The organism is Pseudomonas sp. BR20 (assembly GCF_050780135.1).
Lineage (GTDB): Bacteria > Pseudomonadota > Gammaproteobacteria > Pseudomonadales > Pseudomonadaceae > Aquipseudomonas.
On the sequence record NZ_CP172012.1, the window covers coordinates 5408406 to 5426455 of the forward strand.

The window sequence follows — 18050 nt, forward strand, 5'->3', positions numbered from 1 at the left end:
TTTTACATCAAAGTAGCCCATCTGGCGACTTTGAAACAATTTCGAAACTTTAGTTGCAACACATGACATAAAAACGGCCATCCGTGGATGGCCGCAAGACTGGGCAATTGCCGTCAGCCGGGTCAGGACTATTTGGTCGCTTTCTTGACCGCGTCCTTGGTGTCGCCAACCGCTTTTTGAACTTCGCCTTTCTTTTCTTGAACAACGCCTTCAGCACGCAGCTTGTCGTTGCCCGTTACCTTGCCGACGCCCTGCTTGATGTTGCCGACCGCTTCATTCGCTACGCCTTTTGCCTTATCCGATGTGCTACTCATGGTATCTCTCCTGGGAACAATCAAGGATTTTGGTCATTACGTAGAGGTTGACCCGAGGCCGTTCGGCAGAGTTTCAATTATTTTTCAGTGCGCATTTCATCACCAGCCGCAGGTTTGGCTTTATGTTTTGCAGCCAACCCACGAGAATGCCCGGCACATTCAGGCTCTAACGCTGAATAACAGATCCCGTAGGAAGGTTATGAAACTCAATAAAGCACAGGCCATCGCCCGCAGAAACCAGGAACTGGGCGGTGCCATACTCGGCGTCAACAACTGCCACTTCACCGACCTGGACCGCAAACGCAACATCTGGTGGTTCGATCTGCCGGTGGGTCGTATTGCCGTCGGCCAGTACGAGTGGATTCACCTGTTGATGCACAACGCCGAGACCGACCAGCTGCTGCACCTGAAGGTGCCGACAGCGTTCCTGCGTGAAAAGCTCGAAGGGCTGGTGGTGCGCAACGCGGGCAAGCGCAAGCCGGAGATTACCCTGGAGCTGAGTGCGGACAAGGATTCGTTCTTGAAGGATGTGCGGCCGGCGGGTGCGGGAATCAGTTTCGCGCAGTTCGCCGTGTAAGCACCGGATTTAAAGGTGGGAGGGGGCAAGCCCCTCCCACCTTTGGACTGCGTTACTTTTTAAGACCGAGTTTCTTCAACTCTTCATCGCGCAATTCGCGGCGCAGGATCTTGCCCACGTTGGTGGTCGGCAACGCATCGCGGAATTCCACGGCCTTTGGCACTTTGTAGCCGGTGACATTGGCGCGCATATGCTCCATCACCTGTTCCTTGGTGAGGGTGGCACCCGGCTTGACCACGATAAAGAGCTTGATGTGTTCCCCGGACTTTTCATCCGGCACACCGATGGCCGCGCACTGCAGCACGCCCGGCAGGCCCGCCAGCACGTCTTCCAGCTCGTTGGGGTACACGTTGAAGCCGGAGACCAGGATCATGTCCTTCTTGCGATCGACGATGCGCATGTAGCCATCCGGCTGGATGATCGCGATGTCGCCGGTCTTCAGCCAGCCTTCGCTGTCGAGCATCTCGGCAGTGGCGTCTTCGCGCTGCCAGTAGCCCTTCATCACCTGCGGGCCCTTGACGCACAGCTCTCCGACTTCACCCAGGGCCAGTTCGACACCGTCGTCGGTGATGACCTTGCACAGGGTCGACGGCACCGGAATGCCGATGGTACCGATCTGGATATGCTGGATCGGGTTCACCGTGGCCACCGGGCTGGTTTCGGTCATGCCGTAGCCTTCGCAGATGCCGCAACCGGTCACGGCTTTCCAACGCTCGGCCGCCGCCAGTTGCAGGGCCATGCCGCCCGAGAGGGTGACTTTCAGCGCGGAGAAGTCCAGCTTGCGGAAAGCTTCGTTGTTGCACAGCGCCACGAACAGAGTGTTCAGGCCGACAAAGCCGCTGAACTTCCACTTCGACAGTTCCTTGACCATCGCCGGCAGGTCGCGCGGGTTACTGATCAGGATGTTGTGGTTGCCGATCAACATCATCGCCATGCAGTGAAAGGTGAACGCGTAGATGTGGTACAGCGGCAGCGGCGTGATCAGGATCTCGCAACCTTCATTGAGGTTGGAGCCCATCAGCGCCTTGCATTGCAACATGTTGGCGACCAGATTGCGGTGGGTGAGCATCGCGCCCTTGGCCACGCCGGTGGTGCCACCGGTGTATTGCAGCACGGCCACATCGCTGCTGGCCGGGCTGACTTCGTTAACCGCTTGCCCCTGCCCCTTGGCGAGCACGTCGTTGAACTTGATCGCCTTGGGCAAGTGGTAGGCCGGGACCATTTTCTTCACGTATTTGATGACGCTGTTGATCAGCAGGCGCTTGAGCGGCGGCAACAGGTCGGCGACTTCGGTGACGATCACATGCTTGACGGCGGTCTTGGGTACGACCTTTTCCGCCAGGTGGGCCATGTTGGCCAGGCAGACCAGCGCCTTGGCACCGGAATCATTGAATTGGTGTTCCATTTCCCGCGCGGTGTACAGCGGGTTGGTGTTGACCACGATCAGGCCGGCACGGATGGCGCCGAACACGGCGACCGGGTATTGCAGGACGTTGGGCAACTGCACGGCAATTCGATCGCCAGGCTTCAAGTCAGTATGCTGTTGCAGGTACGCGGCGAAGGCGCCGGACAGTTCGTACAATTCACCGTAGGTGAGTGTCTTGCCCAGGTTGCTGAAAGCCGGTTTGTTGCCGAAGCGCTGGCAGGACTGCTTCAATACCGCCTGAATATTCGGATACTCGTCTGGATTGATTTCTGCAGCAATCCCGGCGGGGTACTTATCCTTCCAAAAGTCTTCGTGCATGGAAGCCCACTCCTCAGCGACGCGAATTCATCATCACATTTGATGCGATTATTATTGGTGTATGTTTTTTTTTGGTGAATCTGGCGCTTTCAAGCAGGCCTAGACGTCACAAAGCGCGCCGAGAGTAGCAGCTTTGCCAAGGGCCGACTAGAGCCTAAAGAGGGCCCTACAGTCATAATCATGACTGTCCTACAATATCTGGTCACACTTTAAACGGAAGTGAAAACCCTTGATGAAAGGCTCTGGAATAGGCCTTCAGGACGACACACGACAAATGTGGGAGGGGCTTGTCCCCCGATAACGGTGGCTCAGTCTATATATCGGGTGACTGATTCTCCGCTATCGGGGGCAAGTCGAATCGTCGCGCCGCCCCTCCCACATTTTTACCGCATTTCACATCAGGCGATGTCGCGTAGCTCCCTGCGCAGGATCTTCCCTACCGGCGTCATCGGCAACGAGTCGCGCAACACAATGTGCTTGGGCACCTTGTACCCGGTGAAGTTGATCTTGCAGTACGCCTTCAACTCCTCAAGGCTCACCCCTTCTGCACGCGCCACCACAAACAGCTTCACCGCCTCCCCCGTGCGCTCATCCGGTACGCCGATCACCGCACAGTTGGCCACGGCCGGGTGGGCCATTACCACGTCTTCGATCTCATTGGGGTACACGTTGAAGCCCGAGACGATGATCAAATCCTTCTTGCGGTCGACAATGCGCACAAACCCATCGTCGTCGATCACCGCGATGTCACCGGTCTTCAGCCAACCTTCGGCGTCCAGAGCCTCAGCGGTGGCGGCCGGTTGCTGCCAGTAGCCCTTCATCACCTGCGGGCCCTTGATGCACAACTCGCCGCGCTCGCCCAGGGGCAGCTCGGTGCCTTCGTCATCAATCACCTTCATCGCCGTGGCGGGCACCGGGATACCCACGGTACCCAGCCGTGATTTGTTGCCGTAGGGATTGGTGCTGGCGACCGGCGAGGTTTCCGTGAGGCCGTAGCCCTCGCCGATCGAGCAGCCGGTGATTTGCTCCCAGCGTTCGGCCGTGGCCTTGATCAGTGCCGTGCCACCGGAGTTGGTGAGCTTGAGGTGGGAGAAATCCAGGTTCTTGAACTCCGGGTGGTCCATCAGCGCCACAAACAGCGTGTTGAGCCCCAGCAACCCGGTAAAGCGCCACTTTTTCAGCTCTTTGATAAACCCACCGATGTCCCGCGGATTGGTGATCAGCACGTTGTGATTACCCGAGACCATCATGCACATGCAGTTCGCGGTGAAGGCATAGATGTGGTACAGCGGCAGGGGCGCGATCATCACTTCCTGCCCTTCCTTGATCAGTGGGTGGCCGTCATCGCCGGTCTGGGACATGCAGGCGCGCACCTGTTGCATGTTCGCCACCAGGTTGCCATGGGTGAGCATCGCGCCCTTGGCCAGGCCGGTGGTGCCGCCGGTGTATTGCAGCACGGCGATATCGTCCAGGCTCACCGGGTGGCGCGTCACGCTGAGGCCCGCGCCCATGCGCAAGGCGCGCTTGAACGACACCGCACGCGGCAACTGGTAGGCTGGGACCATCTTCTTGAACTTGTCGACCACGGTGTTGACCAGCCAGCCCTTGGCGGCGGGCAGGAAATCGCCCATCTTGGCTTCGATCAGGTAGTCGATCTCGATGTCGGTGCATACCTCCTGCACCCGCGAACCAAACAGGTTGAGGTAGACCAGGGCACGCACGCCGGCGTCCTTGAACTGGTGGCGCATCTCGCGCGGGGTGTACAGCGGGTTGGTGTTGACCACGATCAGCCCGGCACGCAGTGCACCGAACACGGCAATCGGGTAATGCAGCACGTTGGGCATCTGCACGGCGATGCGCTCGCCGGGCTTGAGGTCGGTATGCTGCTGCAGGTAGCCGGCGAACGCCGCACTCTGGCGCTCAAGCTCGGCGTAGGTCAGGGTGATGCCCATGTTGCTGAATGCCGGACGGTCGGCAAAGGCCTTGCACGAGCGCTCGAAGACTTCGATTACCGACTTGTAGGCCGAAAGGTCGATGTCATTGGGAACGCCCGCCGCGCGTTTGTCATTCCAGAAATCAGGTTGCATTATTCTTGTCCCCTTACCTGAAGGTGTCCGGCCGCTTTTATAGAAAGCGGAGCTTGGGGGACGTTAGCAGCTATGGCCAAACAGGCAAATACAGCAAATTGCGTCATTGATTGTATGAATCTTGTCCCTGATGCGCAGGCAGATACCCCGCCACCTGACAGATGAGCTATACACTGCAACAACGTCGAGCAGACCTTGAGCAGACCTTGAGAAAGGGAACCCCATGAACCACAGCACCTTCTGGCTGACCGCGAATGACCGCAGCCGCCTGTACGTCAATCATTGGATGCCCGACGGCCCGGCCAAGGCGGTGGTCATGCTGTCCCATGGCATGGCGGAGCACAGCGGGCGCTATGAGCGGCTGGCCGAAGCCTTGTGCAGTGCGGGCTATGGCGTGTATGCGCCGGACCAGCGTGGCCACGGCCGCACCGCCGACGAAGGTACGCTGGGCCTGTATGCCGAAAAGGATGGCTGGAACAAAGTGGTGGGCGACCTGGCCAGCCTCAACCAGCACATCGGCCAGCAGCAGCCGGGATTGCCGATCATTTTGCTGGGCCACAGCATGGGCAGCTACATCGCCCAGGCCTACCTGCTGCACCACAGCGCCAGCCTGCATGGAGCGATTCTCAGCGGTTCGAATTTCCAGCCGGTGGCGCTGTACCGCGCCGCACGGCTGATCGCTCGCGCCGAACGCCTGCGCCAGGGTCTACGGGGGCGCAGTGCGTTGATCGAATTCCTGTCATTCGGCTCATTCAACAAGGCGTTCAAACCCAATCGCACCGCGTTCGACTGGCTCAGCCGTGACCCGAATGAAGTCGACAAGTACATCAACGATCCACTCTGCGGCTTCCGCTGTACCAACCAACTGTGGATCGACCTGCTCGGCGGCTTGCAGCAAATCAGCAAAGCGTCCAATCTCGCCCAGATCGATCCGGGCCTGCCGATTCTGGTGATGGGCGGCGAATGTGATCCGGTGAGTGAGGGCAAGCGTCTCAAAAGCCTGGCCCATGCCCTGCGTGAGGCCGGCAGCCAGCACCTGCAACTGAATATCTACCCGCAGGCACGTCACGAAGTGTTCAACGAAACCAATCGCGATGAAGTCACCGCCGATGTGCTGACGTGGCTCGACCAGGCCCTGACGTTGCGCAGGCCGGCCCACTGCGAATAGATTTTCTTTTAAAATCAGATAGTTAAATTACCGATTAGCCACAGGATGCACCTTTAGATGACCCAGGTAACCAACACCCCGTACGAAGCCCTTGAAGTCGGCCAGACCGCCAGCTACAGCAAGACCGTCGAAGAGCGTGATATTCAGCTGTTTGCCGCTATGTCCGGTGACCACAACCCGGTGCACCTGGATGCCGAATACGCCAAGGCGACCATGTTCAAGGAGCGTATCGCCCACGGTATGTTCAGCGGCGCCCTGATCAGCGCGGCCGTTGCCTGTGAGCTGCCCGGGCCGGGCACTATCTATATCGGCCAGCAGATGAGCTTCCAGAAGCCGGTGAAAATCGGCGATACCCTGACTGTGCGCCTGGAAATCCTCGAGAAACTGCCGAAGTTTCGCGTACGCATTGCCACCCGTGTGTTCAACCAGCGCGATGAGCTGGTAGTGGATGGCGAAGCGGAAATCCTCGCACCACGCAAACAACAGGTCGTGACCTTGACCGAGCTGCCGCCGATCAGCATTGGCTGAGTACGGTTTCAAGGCCAACACCATACAAAATGTGGGAGGGGGCTTGCTCCCGATTGCGGTGGGTCAGTCATTGAAATATCGACTGATCCACCGCTATCGGGAGCAAGCCCCCTCCCACAATTTGTTACGCAGGGCTTACGACTGAGCGCGAGCCTGGTTACGCAAGGCTTTTACCTGATCGTGATTGCGTTGTACGCCGTGATACTGACGCTCAACCAGGTCACGAATGCCCAGCAGGTTGTGCTTGTTGATCTTCTCGATGGCTTCTTTGTAAGCCTTAAGTGCGTGGTCTTCGCCGCGCTCGGCTTCGTTCAGCACAGCCTCTTCGTCTTTACCGGTAACCATCGACTTAACGTCGACCCAGCCACGGTGCAGGGCGCCGGCAACGCTGCCGGAATCTTCCGGATCACCGCCCAGGGCACGTACAGCCGTCTTCAGTTCGGCGGCGGCAGTGGCGCAGTCAGCGGAGCGCTTGGCAAACAAAGCCTTGAGTTCCGGATGCTTGATGTCTTCAGCGCATTCCTTGAAGCCTTTCTGGCCGTCGATGCTGGTTTCGATCAGGTCGTTCAGTACGGAGATCGATTCTTTGTTGATGTCAGTCATTTTTCAATTCCTTAGGCAGGTGAAGAAGGGTTGCCTTAATGATTGCAGCGCCCATGCCAGGTTTTTAAAAAGTACTTTTATGTTTATTTTCAATAACTTAAAAATATTTGAACCATCTGTATGTACGTTATTTGCATGATCTGTCATTTGGCCTTCATGCAGAATGCCTGTATTTTCGAAGATATCGCCTCACTCACACGAAGCCCATGAATCCCGAAAAACTCGAACTGCTGATCACCCGCGAAATGCCCTTCGGCAAGTACAAGGGCCGGATCATCGCCGATCTGCCGGGTCCCTACTTGAACTGGTTCGCCCGCGAAGGCTTTCCCCACGGCGAGTTGGGCGGGTTGCTGGCACTGATGCAGGAAATCGACCACAACGGTTTGTCTGAACTGTTGGAACCGCTGCGCGTTAAACACGGTAAACCCGCCCCCCGCCATTAAGAGACTCGCCATGCCAAGGAATGCTGACAACGAACTTCACTGGCAGGCCATCGCCCAGCGCTATGCGCTGGAGCCCGGCCCGATCAACCTGGAGAACGGCTACTTCGGGCGCATGAGCCGCGACGTGCAGGCGCAGTACCTGGAACACGTGGCGTTTATCAACCGCAGCAACTCGCTGTATGTGCGCCAGCGCTTCGAGCAAGGTGAAAACGTCGAGATCCGTCGCCAACTGGCGGGCCTCATCGACGTCGACCCCGAGGCAGTCGCCTTTACCCGCAACGCCACCGAAGCCCTGCAATCACTGATCCGCAACTACAACCGCCTGCAAGCCGGCGATCAGGTGCTGATCAGTGACCTGGAATACGACACCGTCAAAGGTGCGATGCGCTGGTTGGCGGGTGTTCGCGGTGTGGAAGTGATCGAGTTGTCCCACACTCATCCGGCCAGTTTCGACAGCCTGGTGCAGACCTATCGCGATGCGTTCGCCCGGTACCCGCGCCTCAGGCTGATGGCACTTACCCATGTGACCCACCGCACCGGCCTGGTGATGCCTGTTGAAGCCATCGCCAGGGCTGCGCGTGAGCATGCCATCGACGTGATCCTTGACGGTGCCCATGCCCTGGGCCAGATCGAGTTCAACCTCGCCGAACTGGACATTGCGTTCGCCGGATTCAACCTGCACAAATGGATCGGCGCGCCGCTGACCCTGGGGTTCCTCTATATCGCCCCCGAACGCCTGGCTGACATTGATCCGGACATGGGCGAGTTCCACTATCCCGTCAATGACGTGCGTGCGCGCACGTCGTACAGCACGCCGAACTTTCCGGCACTGATGACCTTGCCGCTGGTACTGCAAGAACATCGCGCGCTGGGTGGCGCGGCGGCCAAGGGCGCGCGGATCAATTACCTGCGGGATTTATGGGTGAGCCAAGTACGGCCGTTGCCGGGGATCGAGGTGCTGACGCCGGATGATCCACGGCTGTATTGCGGGATTACGGCGTTCAAGTTCAGCGGGCGGGATCAGTTGGTGATGGTGGACCGCATGCTCGAGGACTACGACCTGTTCACCACCACGCGCACGGGTGCTGCGTTTGGTACCTGTATCCGCGTGACACCGGGGTTGGTGACGTCAGCAGCGGACATCAATGTCCTGGTCAACGCCATTACCGAGCTAAGCAGCGATTAAATGGGGGTCTCAGTTTTTTGCAGGCAAAAAAAAGCGGTACACCGACCAAGTGCACCGCAAAAATGCCGTTAAGCACAGCAACAACGATTCGATGAATCAGCTCAATCCAGCAGCGCCAGCGCCTGCGCGGTGACTTCCTGGATGCGGGCCCAGTCGCCGTTCTTGACCCACTCCGGGTCCAGCATCCAGCTACCACCCACGCACATCACGTTTTTCAACGCCATGTAGCTTTTGATATTGGCCGGGCCGACGCCGCCGGTCGGGCAGAATTTCACTTCGCCGAACGGGCCGCCCAGGGCCTTGATCGCGGCAACGCCGCCGCTGACTTCGGCCGGGAACAGTTTGAAGCGGCGGTAGCCCAGGCCGTAGCCTTCCATGATGCCGGAGGCGTTGCTGATGCCTGGCAGCAGCGGGATCGGGCTGTGTACCGAGGCTTCCAGCAGGTCGCGGGTAATGCCGGGAGTAACGATAAATTGCGAACCGGCGACTTCCGCCGCTTCAAGCATGTGGCGGTCGAGTACGGTGCCGGCGCCGGTACACAGCTCAGGCCGCTGCTCACGCAGCACCTGAATGGCCTTGAGGCCGAACTCGGAACGCAGGGTCACTTCCAATGCGGTCAAACCACCGGCTGCCAGGGCATCGGCCAGCGGCAGGATGTCCTGTTCGCGGGCGATGGTGATCACCGGCAGGATCCGCGCCTTGGCGCAGAGGCTGTCGATCAGGGCAACTTTATCCGCCATGGACACGGTCGGTTGAGGGCTTTTCATAGCGGCTGATCCTTGGCTCATGGGCACCAGTAAATCTCTAATGTAGGTTGCAAAAACGCGCGAATCGGCATGGCAGCAACGTCGTCACTGGCCAGGGCGGCGCTCAAGGTGGTCAATTTCGAACTGCCGGAAATCGACAGCGCGGTGTAGTGGGCCGTGGCCAGCAACGCGCGACTCATGGTCAGGCGCTGGTGCGGCACGGTCGGCGCCAGCATCGGCCAGCAACGGCGCGTACCGTCGGCCTGCAATGCCTCAGCGAGGTTCGGGCTGTTGGGAAACAGCGATGCGGTGTGGCCGTCATCGCCCATGCCCAGCACCAGCACATCAATAGCCGGCAACTCGGCCAGCAGGCGATCGGCCTGCTCGGCAGCGACTTCAAGGGTGGCGGCGGCGCTGTACAGGCTGAGGAACCTGGCCTTGGCCGCCGGGCCTTGCAACAGGTGCTGCTTCAACAGGCCGGCATTGCTGTCGGCGTGTTCGACCGGCACCCAACGCTCATCGGCCAGGGTGATGGTGACCTTGGACCAGTCCACGCCTTGCTTGGCCAGGTTCTGGAAAAACGCCACGGGGCTGCGGCCACCGGACACCACCAGGATTGCCTCGCCACGGGCACTGATGGCCTCGCGCAGTTGTTCGGCCACGTCGTTGGCCAGGCCGTCCGCCAGCAGCACGGGCGTGCGGTACTCGTGGGCAGTCACGCCCCGAGGCAGCTTCAATTCAGATATCGCCATACCAAGACCTCCCATCCCGCGTGATCAGTGCAATCGAGCTCATCGGCCCCCAGGACCCCGCCGCATACGGCTTGGGCGCATCACCGGATTTTTTCCACCCGGCGATCAATTGGTCACACCACTTCCACGCGGCTTCGATTTCATCTTTGCGAACAAACAGGTTCTGATTGCCGCGCATCACTTCCAGCAACAACCGCTCGTAGGCATCGGGAATCCGTGCGCTGCGATAGGTGTCGGAAAAATTCAGTTGCAGTGGCCCGCTGCGCAGTTGCATGCCCTTGTCCAGGCCCTGCTCCTTGGTCATTACGCGCAAGGAAATGCCCTCGTCCGGTTGCAGGCGGATGATCAGCTTGTTGCTGATCTGCAAACGCTGCTCGGGGGCAAAGATATAGTGGGACGGTTCCTTGAAGTGGATGACGATCTGCGACAGTTTCTGCGGCATGCGCTTGCCGGTGCGCAGGTAGAACGGCACCCCGGCCCAACGCCAGTTACGAATATCGGCCCGCAGGGCGACGAAGGTCTCGGTGTCGCTCTGGGTGTTGGAGTTCTCTTCTTCCAGATAACCGGGCACCGGCTTGCCGGCGCTGTAGCCGGCAATGTACTGGCCACGCACCACCTGTGTGGTGAGGCCATCCGGGCTGATCGGCGCCAGGGCCTTGAGCACCTTGACCTTCTCGTCACGGATGCTGTCGGCGGACAGGTCGGCCGGCGGGTCCATGGCGATCAGGCAAAGCAACTGCAGCAAGTGGTTCTGGATCATGTCGCGCAGCTGGCCGGCCTTGTCGAAATAGCCCCAACGGCCTTCGATACCGACCTGCTCGGCCACGGTGATTTCCACGTGGGAGATGTAGTTCTGGTTCCACTGGGTTTCGAACAGGCTGTTGGCGAAACGCAGGGCAATCAGGTTCTGGACGGTCTCTTTGCCCAGGTAGTGGTCGATGCGGTAGGTGCGGTTTTCCGGGAAGAACTGCGCCACGGCGTCGTTGACCTTGCGCGAGGATTCCAGGTCCGAACCGATGGGTTTCTCCAGCACGACGCGGGTGTTTTCCGCCAGGCCGACCTTGGACAGGTTCTCGCAGATCGCACCATACACCGACGCAGGCGTGGCGAAGTAGGCGATCAGGCGTTGTTCGGTGCCGGCCTTTTCCGCCAGAGACACGTAGTCATCGGCTTTCATGAAGTCGACGTGGACATAGGTCAGGCGCGCCAGGAAACGCTGGGCGATGCTCTCGTCCAGTTCCTTGCCGACATATTTACGCAATTCTTTTTCGATATGGGCCAGGTGTTGCTGTTCGGAACCGGCTTCCCGGGCCAGGGCCAGGATGCGGGTGTCGTCGTGCAGGAGCCCGGCGCCATCGAGTTGATAGAGGGCAGGAAATAACTTGCGCAGCGCCAGATCACCCAAGGCGCCAAACAGGGCAAAGGTGCAGGGTTCTACGGTTATCGAAGGCATGATGTTTGTTCTTTTATCAAGTTAAGCTACAAATACCTTTTTTCAAGGCATCACTCAAGGAAAAATGTAGTAATAACCACAACATTTTCCCGAAATACGCATTCCGAGTGGTGGTGTTCAGCTACCCTCAGTAGGATAGGCCACCGCAAAGGGCCACTCGTCGATTGGTTGCCGCCCTTTATTTGCATCGTCGCCCGAAGGAAAGACTGAATGGACCGCGTGCGAAATCTTCTGGAACAGATCCGGAACCGCCTCGAAGAATTGAACAAGGCTGAGAAAAAAGTGGCCGAGGTCATCCTGCTCAACCCGCAGCAGGCGACCCGCTTCTCCATCGCAGCCCTCGCCCAAGCCGCTTCGGTCAGTGAACCGACGGTCAACCGTTTCTGCCGTTCGTTCGGCGTCAGCGGTTACCCTGAACTTAAATTGCAGTTGGCGCAAAGCCTGGCCAGTGGCGCAGCGTACGTCAGCCGCGCCGTAGAGGCCGATGATAACCCTGAGGCCTACACCCAGAAGATCTTCGGCAGCGCCATCGCCTCGCTGGACGCCGCCTGCCAGGCCCTGGATCCAGCCCTGATCAGCAAGGCCGTGGACCTGTTGATCCAGGCGCGGCAGATCCACTTCTTCGGCCTGGGTGCTTCGGCACCGGTGGCCATGGATGCGCTGCACAAGTTTTTCCGCTTCAACCTGGCGGTCACCGCCCACGCCGACGTGCTGATGCAACGCATGATCGCCTCGGTGGCCCACACGGGCGAGTTGTTCGTGATCATTTCCTACACCGGGCGCACCCGCGAGCTGGTGGAAGTGGCGCGTATCGCCCGGGAAAACGGTGCATCGGTGCTGGGCGTAACCGCCGAGAACTCGCCGCTGGCCAAGGCCAGTACCGTCAGCCTGAATATTCCGTTGCCTGAAGACACCGACATCTATATGCCGATGACCTCTCGGATCATTCAGTTGACGGTGCTGGATGTACTGGCGACCGGCATGACCTTGCGCCGTGGCGTGGATTTCCAGCCGCATCTGCGCAAGATCAAAGAGAGTTTGAATGACAGCCGGTATCCGGTGGGGGATGAGTTTAACTAAGCCAGCCTGTGCGTTGGCCTCACTGGCCTCATCGGTGGCAAGCCCCCGATGAGGCCATCGCCCACACCGCTAAACCCCAGCCCGCGCCTGCAAACTGAGATGCGCCCGCTCCCCCGGCGCCAGGCTCGCCCCGGCCATCGCCGACTCCACGCACACAAACCCCGCCGCTTCGTTGAAGCTCACCCCCAGCAGCGGCCGGCTGCCGGGATGCCATACCACGGTGTCGGCACTGTCGCCGGTGTCGATGCACAATTCACGCTGCCAGGCGTGATCCTTGAGGTGCAGTTCGCCGTCGTGCTGGAACACCCGCTGGCACCCGCCGTCCACGCGCAACTCGCCTTCCTGCTGGCACGCCTGGCGATTGAGCTGGTCGTAACCGTGCGCACCGTCGAGCCCAGACAGCGCTATCTCATCAACGTGACCAATACGCCAGTAAGCGTGCAAAGCATGGCTCAACTGGCATGGCAACTCGTCCTGATGCTCGGTGCTCAGGCGCAGCTCCAGGGTCTCGCCCAGGTGCGCGTGCAGGTCGACCTGCCAGTCGCACAGCTGCAATTGCCAATGCAGGCGCACGCCGTCGTCGTCGGTGCTGCTGTCGAGCAGTTTCCAGTCGATTAATCGCGCCCAACCATGGGACGGCCACGCGTTTTCGCTCGGATGGCGGCCATACCACGGCCAGCACACCGGCACGCCGCCACGGATGGCGCCGACTTGCGGCCACTTGGCCGCGCACCACAGCCAGGGTTTCTGGCCACGGGGCTGAAAGTGCAGGAGTTGCGCACCCTGGCGACTGAACACCGCCTGGCACAGCGGATGGTCGATCACCAACACGTCGCGCATCTGAAAGCGCTCCCAGGCGAACACCGGACGCTCGCGCAGGGATTTGAAAAAGCGTTGCAGCGGTTGCTCATGCATGTGCCACGGTCCTGAATGTCTTCACAATGCGGCCCAAAAAAAAGCGGATAGCCATGGCTACCCGCAAATGCGCACAGAGAGAAGGAGCTTATCGCAACAGCGTTAGAACACCGACTGAATTTTCAGACCGGCAACCAGCGCGTTGTCGACTTGATCAACACCACCCGGATGGGTGATGTACTGCAGGTTAGGACGTACGGTCAGCCAGTTGGTGACGTGGAAGCCATAGTTGATTTCGTAGTTGTACTCGGTAGTGCGCAGTGGCGAGTACAGCGGGTTGTCATAGTCGCTGATGCCATTTGCCGCGTTGACGAGCTCAGCGGTTTTCTTCACATCATCGTTAACGTGGATGCGCCCGAAACCAATGCCGACGTCATCTTTTGGACGCGAGTCGAATGGGCCTTTGTACACAAACATCAGCGACTGGTAGTTGTCGATAAAGTTGGTGTCTTTGTCGTGGAAGGTCACGTTAGCCGCAATGTTCAGACCGCGGGATGCGTCGCCATTGTGGGTAGTAAGCTGCTGTTGCAGGACGCCCCAGTATCCGCTCTTGCTGCTACGAACGCGGAAGGCGCTGCCAGTAGAGCCAGCGTCCAGGCCATTCACGTCCTCACGAACGTCGTTGGCATCGGCCGTGCTCTTGTAGTAGCCCACACGGTATTCGCCCGGCAGGCCATTGACCTTCGGCGACCAGACCAATTCCACCGGCAATAAAGTGCCCTTGGTGCCGCTGCCACTGAGTTTAAAGCCATTGCCATGCTCGGTTTGAGATGGGTTCTGGTTGTAAGCACCGATTTGCGCGTACAGCTCAGGCGTGATGTGGTACTTCACGCGCAACGCGGCCTGCATGACTGGCCAGTTGTACCAGATGTTGGTTGCCCAGTTACCCACCTGGGAACCGCAGAACGTCAGGTTCTGGAACTCACACGGGAAGGTGTTGAAGTCTTCGCCTTCACCGAAGTAACCGGCTTTCACGTCCAGCTTGCCGTCGAGGAACTGGTGCTGAATCCACAGTTGGGTCAGACGCACCATGTGGCCGCGTCCATACACCTCTTGTGACGAGCTGAGTGTGCCGGCACGCGGGTCGCCAATGCGGTCATTGGAGATGTTCTGGCCATTACGGTTGGTCAACTGGATCTTGGCCTGGGTGTTGTCCCAGCCCCACAGCTTTTGCAGGTCCAGCGCTACGCCCAAGCCAAACTGGTCGGCGTAACGGGCAGTCTTGTCGTCGTTGTAGCCGCCATGCAGATTGGCGCCCACTTCCCCTACGTAGTCAGCCTTGATATCGATACCTTGCTCGATCAGCTTGGTACGCTCGCCGCCCCAATCGCCGGTCATCCATTTGGAATCGGCGCTGAATGCTTCGTCCGCCATCGCATTGGCGGACAAAACCAGGGCTGCAACTGCTGACAGTTGGCAGATCAGCCGGGTGTTGTTGTGTTGCTTTTTCATCCCTACATCCTCGTCTTTATTGTTATTAAACTGTTTTTATCTAACGCGGCTTGCTTTTTTTTCATCTAAAACAACAAGTTATCTACTTCAGCGACCTTTGAATTGGGCCACGTTGTCCGCATGCCCCTGTGCGGGCAATGAAGAAGCAGTGCCGAGGCGCTCGCCCGTGTTGGCGTCGAACAGCAATACCTTGGATGGATCGAATTGCAGTGTCAGGGTCTCGCCCACCTGCGGCGCCACATCAGGCGCCAAACGGCAGCAGACCTTGGTGTCATTGAGTTGCACAAACACCAGCGTGTCCGGACCGGTCGGCTCGGTGACCTGGACCTCGGCACGAATGCTCGATGAACCATTACCCTCACCCGCCGCCAACACGATCTGCTCCGGGCGCAGGCCCAGAATCACATCACGGTCTTCCAGACCGGCGTCGTTCATACCCAGCGGCAATTCGCAACGCGCCTGGCCGCTGTCGAGCAGCGCCACCAGCCTCCCGTCCTTGCGTTTTAGGCGCATAGGAACGAAGTTCATCGGTGGTGAACCGATAAAGCTTGCCACAAATAGGTTAGCAGGGTCGTTGTAAATTTCTTTCGGCGTGCCGAATTGTTGGATGATGCCGTCCTTCATCACCGCCACCTTGTCGCCCAGGGTCATCGCTTCGATCTGGTCGTGCGTCACGTAGACGGTGGTGGTTTTCAGACGTTGGTGCATCAGCTTCATTTCGGTACGCATCTCGACGCGCAGCTTGGCGTCGAGGTTCGACAGCGGTTCGTCGAACAGGTAGATCTTCGGCCGACGCGCCAGGGCCCGGCCCATGGCCACGCGCTGTTGCTGGCCACCGGAGAGCTGGCCCGGCTTGCGGTTGAGCAGGTGTTCGATCTGCAGCAGCTTGGCCACGCGCGCCACTTCGGCGTCGATATCAGCCTGGGGCATCTTGCGGATCTTGAGGCCGAACTCGATGTTCTCGCGCACGCTCATGGTCGGGTACAGCGCGTAGGACTGGAACACCATGGCGATGTCACGGTCCTTGGGGCTCATGCCGCTGACGTCCTGGTCACCGATCATGATCGCGCCGCCGGTGATGGTCTCGAGGCCGGCGATGCAGTTCATCAACGTGGACTTACCGCAGCCCGAAGGGCCGACCAGGATCAGGAACTCCCCTTCCTTGATCGACAGTTCGATGTTCTTCAAGGTGTCGGGCAGGCCGGCGCCATAGGTCTTGTTTACATTGCGAAGTTCAAGCGTAGCCATGATTACCCCTTGACCGCGCCGGCCGTCAGGCCGCGCACGAAATACTTGCCTGCGATCACATAGACCAGCAGGGTCGGCAGCCCGGCGATCATCGCCGCCGCCATATCCACGTTATATTCCTTGGCCCCGGTGCTGGTGTTGACCAGGTTGTTCAGCGCCACCGTGATGGGCTGGGAGTCGCCACTGGAGAACACCACGCCGAACAGGAAGTCGTTCCAGATCTGGGTGAACTGCCAGATCAGGCAGACCATGATGATCGGCGTGGACATCGGCAGAATGATCTGACGGAAGATGGTGAAGAAACCGGCACCGTCCAGGCGTGCCGCCTTGATCAGCGCATCCGGAATGCTCACGTAGTAGTTACGGAAGAACAGCGTGGTGAACGCCAGGCCGTACACCACATGCACAAACACCAGGCCAGTGGTGGTGCTGGCCAGGCCCATCTTGCCGAGGGTGAACGACGCGGGCAGCAGCACTGTCTGGAACGGCAGGAAGCAGCCGAACAACAGCAAACCGAAGAACAGCTGCGAACCACGGAAGCGCCAGAACGACAGCACATAACCGTTCAACGCGCCGATGGCGGTGGAAATCAGCACGGCCGGCACAGTGATCTTGATCGAGTTCCAGAAGTAGCCATCCACGGTGGCCCAGGCCTTGACCCAGCCGATGCCGCTGACCACGGTCGGCCAGCTCAGCAGGTTGCCGGTGCTGATGTCTTCCGGGGTCTTGAAGCTGGTGAGCAACATCACCACCAGCGGTACCAGGTACAGCAGCACAGCAAGGATCAACACCGCGTAGATCGCGATGCGGCTCAGGCTGATGGCAGGTTTGGCAGCGAGACTAGTCATTACGCTTGGTCCTCAGCTCGGAGTAGAGGTACGGCACGATGATCGCGAGGATCGCACCGAGCATCAGGATTGCACTGGCCGAGCCCATGCCCATCTGGCCACGGCTGAAGGTGAACGAGTACATGAACATGGCGGGCAGGTCGGACGAGTAGCCCGGGCCACCGGCCGTCATGGCCGCCACCAGGTCGAAGCTCTTGATGGCAATGTGCGCCAGGATCATCACCGCACTGAAGAACACCGGACGCAGGCTGGGCAGCACCACGCTCCAGTAGATGCGCGGCAGGCTCGCGCCGTCGATCTGGGCGGCACGGATGATCGACTGATCAACGCCACGCAGGCCGGCGAGGAACATCGCCATGATGAAACCGGAGGCTTGCCACACGGCGGCAATCACCAGGCAGTAGACCACGCGGTCCGGGTCGATCAGCCAGTCGAGACGGAAGCCTTCCCAGCCCCAGTCACGCAGGAGTTTGTCCAGGCCCATGCCCGGGTTGAGCAGCCATTTCCACGCGGTACCGGTGACGATCATCGAGAGCGCCATCGGGTACAGGTAAATGGTGCGGATAAAGCCTTCGCGGCGGATTTTCTGGTCGAGGAAAATCGCCAGCGTCACGCCGATCACCAAGGTGATACCGATAAACATCCCGCCGAAAAGCGCCAGGTTCTTGCTCGCCACCCACCAGCGGTCGTTGTCGAACAACCGTTCGTATTGAGCAAGACCCGCCCATTTGTAGCTCGGCAGGAACGTAGACGTGGTGAACGAGAGCACAAACGTCCACAGGATGTAGCCGTAGAAGCCCACCAACACGATGAACATGCTGGGCGCCAGCACCAATTTGGGTAGCCAGCGCTGCAGTGCATCGAACGGCGAGGCTTTGCTGAACACAGCAACAGAACTCATGGGGA

18 protein-coding genes are annotated in these 18050 nt (G+C 59.3%); 6 read left to right on the forward strand and 12 right to left on the reverse strand.

The annotated features are described in order from the left end of the window. Window positions 1–128: 128 nt before the first annotated feature. Entirely contained in the window at window positions 129–314 is a 186-nt protein-coding gene (locus ACHPFG_RS24955) for a CsbD family protein (RefSeq protein WP_122541624.1), read from the reverse strand. A gap of 199 nt (window positions 315–513) precedes the next feature. On the opposite strand from ACHPFG_RS24955, the gene ACHPFG_RS24960 reads away from it, so the two are divergent. Then, complete coding sequence (locus ACHPFG_RS24960) at window positions 514–891, forward strand: hypothetical protein (RefSeq protein ID WP_431700703.1); 378 nt, start codon at window positions 514–516, stop codon at window positions 889–891. A 52-nt stretch (window positions 892–943) separates the two neighbouring features. Here ACHPFG_RS24960 and fadD1 read toward each other — a convergent pair whose 3' ends face one another. Then, on the reverse strand, window positions 944–2635 hold the full coding sequence (gene fadD1 / locus ACHPFG_RS24965) for a long-chain-fatty-acid--CoA ligase FadD1 (protein ID WP_431700704.1): 1692 nt from the start codon (window positions 2633–2635) through the stop codon (window positions 944–946). Between the two features lie 398 nt (window positions 2636–3033). After that, window positions 3034–4722 (reverse strand): long-chain-fatty-acid--CoA ligase FadD2, encoded by a 1689-nt coding sequence (gene fadD2 / locus ACHPFG_RS24970; RefSeq protein WP_431700705.1) that lies wholly within the window; start codon window positions 4720–4722, stop codon window positions 3034–3036. A 223-nt stretch (window positions 4723–4945) separates the two neighbouring features. Here fadD2 and ACHPFG_RS24975 point away from each other — a divergent pair, with 223 nt between their 5' ends. Then, entirely contained in the window at window positions 4946–5890 is a 945-nt protein-coding gene (locus tag ACHPFG_RS24975; RefSeq protein ID WP_431700706.1) for a lysophospholipase, read from the forward strand. A gap of 57 nt (window positions 5891–5947) precedes the next feature. Then, window positions 5948–6418: a MaoC family dehydratase gene (locus ACHPFG_RS24980; protein WP_003175719.1), complete on the forward strand. Its 471-nt coding sequence runs from the start codon at window positions 5948–5950 to the stop codon at window positions 6416–6418. A gap of 135 nt (window positions 6419–6553) precedes the next feature. Here ACHPFG_RS24980 and ACHPFG_RS24985 read toward each other — a convergent pair whose 3' ends face one another. Then, a complete protein-coding gene (locus ACHPFG_RS24985; RefSeq protein ID WP_032891010.1) occupies window positions 6554–7021 on the reverse strand; it encodes a ferritin-like domain-containing protein in 468 nt (155 codons plus the stop codon). 206 nt (window positions 7022–7227) lie between these two features. Between ACHPFG_RS24985 and ACHPFG_RS24990 the strand changes: the two genes are divergently transcribed. Further along, on the forward strand, window positions 7228–7464 hold the full coding sequence (locus ACHPFG_RS24990; RefSeq protein WP_017139191.1) for a DUF3820 family protein: 237 nt from the start codon (window positions 7228–7230) through the stop codon (window positions 7462–7464). Window positions 7465–7474: 10 nt separating this feature from the next. Next, window positions 7475–8650 carry an aminotransferase class V-fold PLP-dependent enzyme gene (locus ACHPFG_RS24995; RefSeq protein ID WP_431700707.1) on the forward strand — a complete coding sequence of 392 codons (1176 nt, stop codon included), beginning with the start codon at window positions 7475–7477 and terminating at the stop codon, window positions 8648–8650. 101 nt (window positions 8651–8751) lie between these two features. On the opposite strand, the gene ACHPFG_RS25000 is transcribed toward ACHPFG_RS24995, so the two are convergent. From ACHPFG_RS25000 to zwf, 3 genes are read right to left on the reverse strand one after another with little or no spacing between them, the layout of a single operon-like run. Continuing rightward, window positions 8752–9417, reverse strand: coding sequence for a bifunctional 4-hydroxy-2-oxoglutarate aldolase/2-dehydro-3-deoxy-phosphogluconate aldolase (locus ACHPFG_RS25000; protein WP_026067364.1), 666 nt, complete (start codon window positions 9415–9417; stop codon window positions 8752–8754). Window positions 9418–9434: 17 nt separating this feature from the next. Next, the gene (pgl, locus tag ACHPFG_RS25005) at window positions 9435–10148 is read right to left on the reverse strand and encodes a 6-phosphogluconolactonase (protein ID WP_431700708.1); all 714 of its coding nucleotides are present in this window, start codon (window positions 10146–10148) and stop codon (window positions 9435–9437) included. After that, on the reverse strand, window positions 10135–11601 hold the full coding sequence (gene zwf, locus ACHPFG_RS25010; RefSeq protein WP_431700709.1) for a glucose-6-phosphate dehydrogenase: 1467 nt from the start codon (window positions 11599–11601) through the stop codon (window positions 10135–10137). The genes pgl and zwf overlap by 14 nt, the downstream gene beginning before the upstream one ends. Before the next feature lie 219 nt (window positions 11602–11820). Between zwf and ACHPFG_RS25015 the strand changes: the two genes are divergently transcribed. After that, window positions 11821–12681 carry a MurR/RpiR family transcriptional regulator gene (locus ACHPFG_RS25015; RefSeq protein WP_169898656.1) on the forward strand — a complete coding sequence of 287 codons (861 nt, stop codon included), beginning with the start codon at window positions 11821–11823 and terminating at the stop codon, window positions 12679–12681. 69 nt (window positions 12682–12750) lie between these two features. Here ACHPFG_RS25015 and ACHPFG_RS25020 read toward each other — a convergent pair whose 3' ends face one another. The 5 genes from ACHPFG_RS25020 to ACHPFG_RS25040 all read right to left on the reverse strand — a co-directional run bounded on the left by ACHPFG_RS25020 (window position 12751) and on the right by ACHPFG_RS25040 (window position 18045). Next, window positions 12751–13596, reverse strand: coding sequence for a D-hexose-6-phosphate mutarotase (locus ACHPFG_RS25020; protein WP_431700710.1), 846 nt, complete (start codon window positions 13594–13596; stop codon window positions 12751–12753). Window positions 13597–13698: 102 nt separating this feature from the next. Continuing rightward, window positions 13699–15048 (reverse strand): carbohydrate porin, encoded by a 1350-nt coding sequence (locus ACHPFG_RS25025; protein ID WP_431700711.1) that lies wholly within the window; start codon window positions 15046–15048, stop codon window positions 13699–13701. A gap of 87 nt (window positions 15049–15135) precedes the next feature. After that, a complete protein-coding gene (locus ACHPFG_RS25030) occupies window positions 15136–16296 on the reverse strand; it encodes an ABC transporter ATP-binding protein (RefSeq protein ID WP_431700713.1) in 1161 nt (386 codons plus the stop codon). A gap of 2 nt (window positions 16297–16298) precedes the next feature. Next, window positions 16299–17144, reverse strand: coding sequence for a carbohydrate ABC transporter permease (locus ACHPFG_RS25035; RefSeq protein ID WP_034115702.1), 846 nt, complete (start codon window positions 17142–17144; stop codon window positions 16299–16301). Continuing rightward, window positions 17137–18045: a carbohydrate ABC transporter permease gene (locus ACHPFG_RS25040; protein ID WP_003175732.1), complete on the reverse strand. Its 909-nt coding sequence runs from the start codon at window positions 18043–18045 to the stop codon at window positions 17137–17139. The genes ACHPFG_RS25035 and ACHPFG_RS25040 overlap by 8 nt, the downstream gene beginning before the upstream one ends. Between the last annotated feature and the right edge of the window lie 5 nt (window positions 18046–18050).

Coding starts and splice junctions, on each gene's coding strand:
- ACHPFG_RS25040 (WP_003175732.1), bottom strand. CDS start 18,045: ATGAGTTCTGTTGCTGTGTTCAGCAAAGCCTCGCCGTTCGATGCACTG.
- ACHPFG_RS25030 (WP_431700713.1), bottom strand. CDS start 16,296: ATGGCTACGCTTGAACTTCGCAATGTAAACAAGACCTATGGCGCCGGC.
- ACHPFG_RS25035 (WP_034115702.1), bottom strand. CDS start 17,144: ATGACTAGTCTCGCTGCCAAACCTGCCATCAGCCTGAGCCGCATCGCG.
- zwf (WP_431700709.1), bottom strand. CDS start 11,601: ATGCCTTCGATAACCGTAGAACCCTGCACCTTTGCCCTGTTTGGCGCC.
- fadD2 (WP_431700705.1), bottom strand. CDS start 4,722: ATGCAACCTGATTTCTGGAATGACAAACGCGCGGCGGGCGTTCCCAAT.
- pgl (WP_431700708.1), bottom strand. CDS start 10,148: ATGGCGATATCTGAATTGAAGCTGCCTCGGGGCGTGACTGCCCACGAG.
- ACHPFG_RS25020 (WP_431700710.1), bottom strand. CDS start 13,596: ATGCATGAGCAACCGCTGCAACGCTTTTTCAAATCCCTGCGCGAGCGT.
- ACHPFG_RS25025 (WP_431700711.1), bottom strand. CDS start 15,048: ATGAAAAAGCAACACAACAACACCCGGCTGATCTGCCAACTGTCAGCA.
- fadD1 (WP_431700704.1), bottom strand. CDS start 2,635: ATGCACGAAGACTTTTGGAAGGATAAGTACCCCGCCGGGATTGCTGCA.
- ACHPFG_RS24980 (WP_003175719.1), top strand. CDS start 5,948: ATGACCCAGGTAACCAACACCCCGTACGAAGCCCTTGAAGTCGGCCAG.
- ACHPFG_RS24960 (WP_431700703.1), top strand. CDS start 514: ATGAAACTCAATAAAGCACAGGCCATCGCCCGCAGAAACCAGGAACTG.
- ACHPFG_RS24985 (WP_032891010.1), bottom strand. CDS start 7,021: ATGACTGACATCAACAAAGAATCGATCTCCGTACTGAACGACCTGATC.
- ACHPFG_RS24990 (WP_017139191.1), top strand. CDS start 7,228: ATGAATCCCGAAAAACTCGAACTGCTGATCACCCGCGAAATGCCCTTC.
- ACHPFG_RS24975 (WP_431700706.1), top strand. CDS start 4,946: ATGAACCACAGCACCTTCTGGCTGACCGCGAATGACCGCAGCCGCCTG.
- ACHPFG_RS25000 (WP_026067364.1), bottom strand. CDS start 9,417: ATGAAAAGCCCTCAACCGACCGTGTCCATGGCGGATAAAGTTGCCCTG.
- ACHPFG_RS24995 (WP_431700707.1), top strand. CDS start 7,475: ATGCCAAGGAATGCTGACAACGAACTTCACTGGCAGGCCATCGCCCAG.
- ACHPFG_RS24955 (WP_122541624.1), bottom strand. CDS start 314: ATGAGTAGCACATCGGATAAGGCAAAAGGCGTAGCGAATGAAGCGGTC.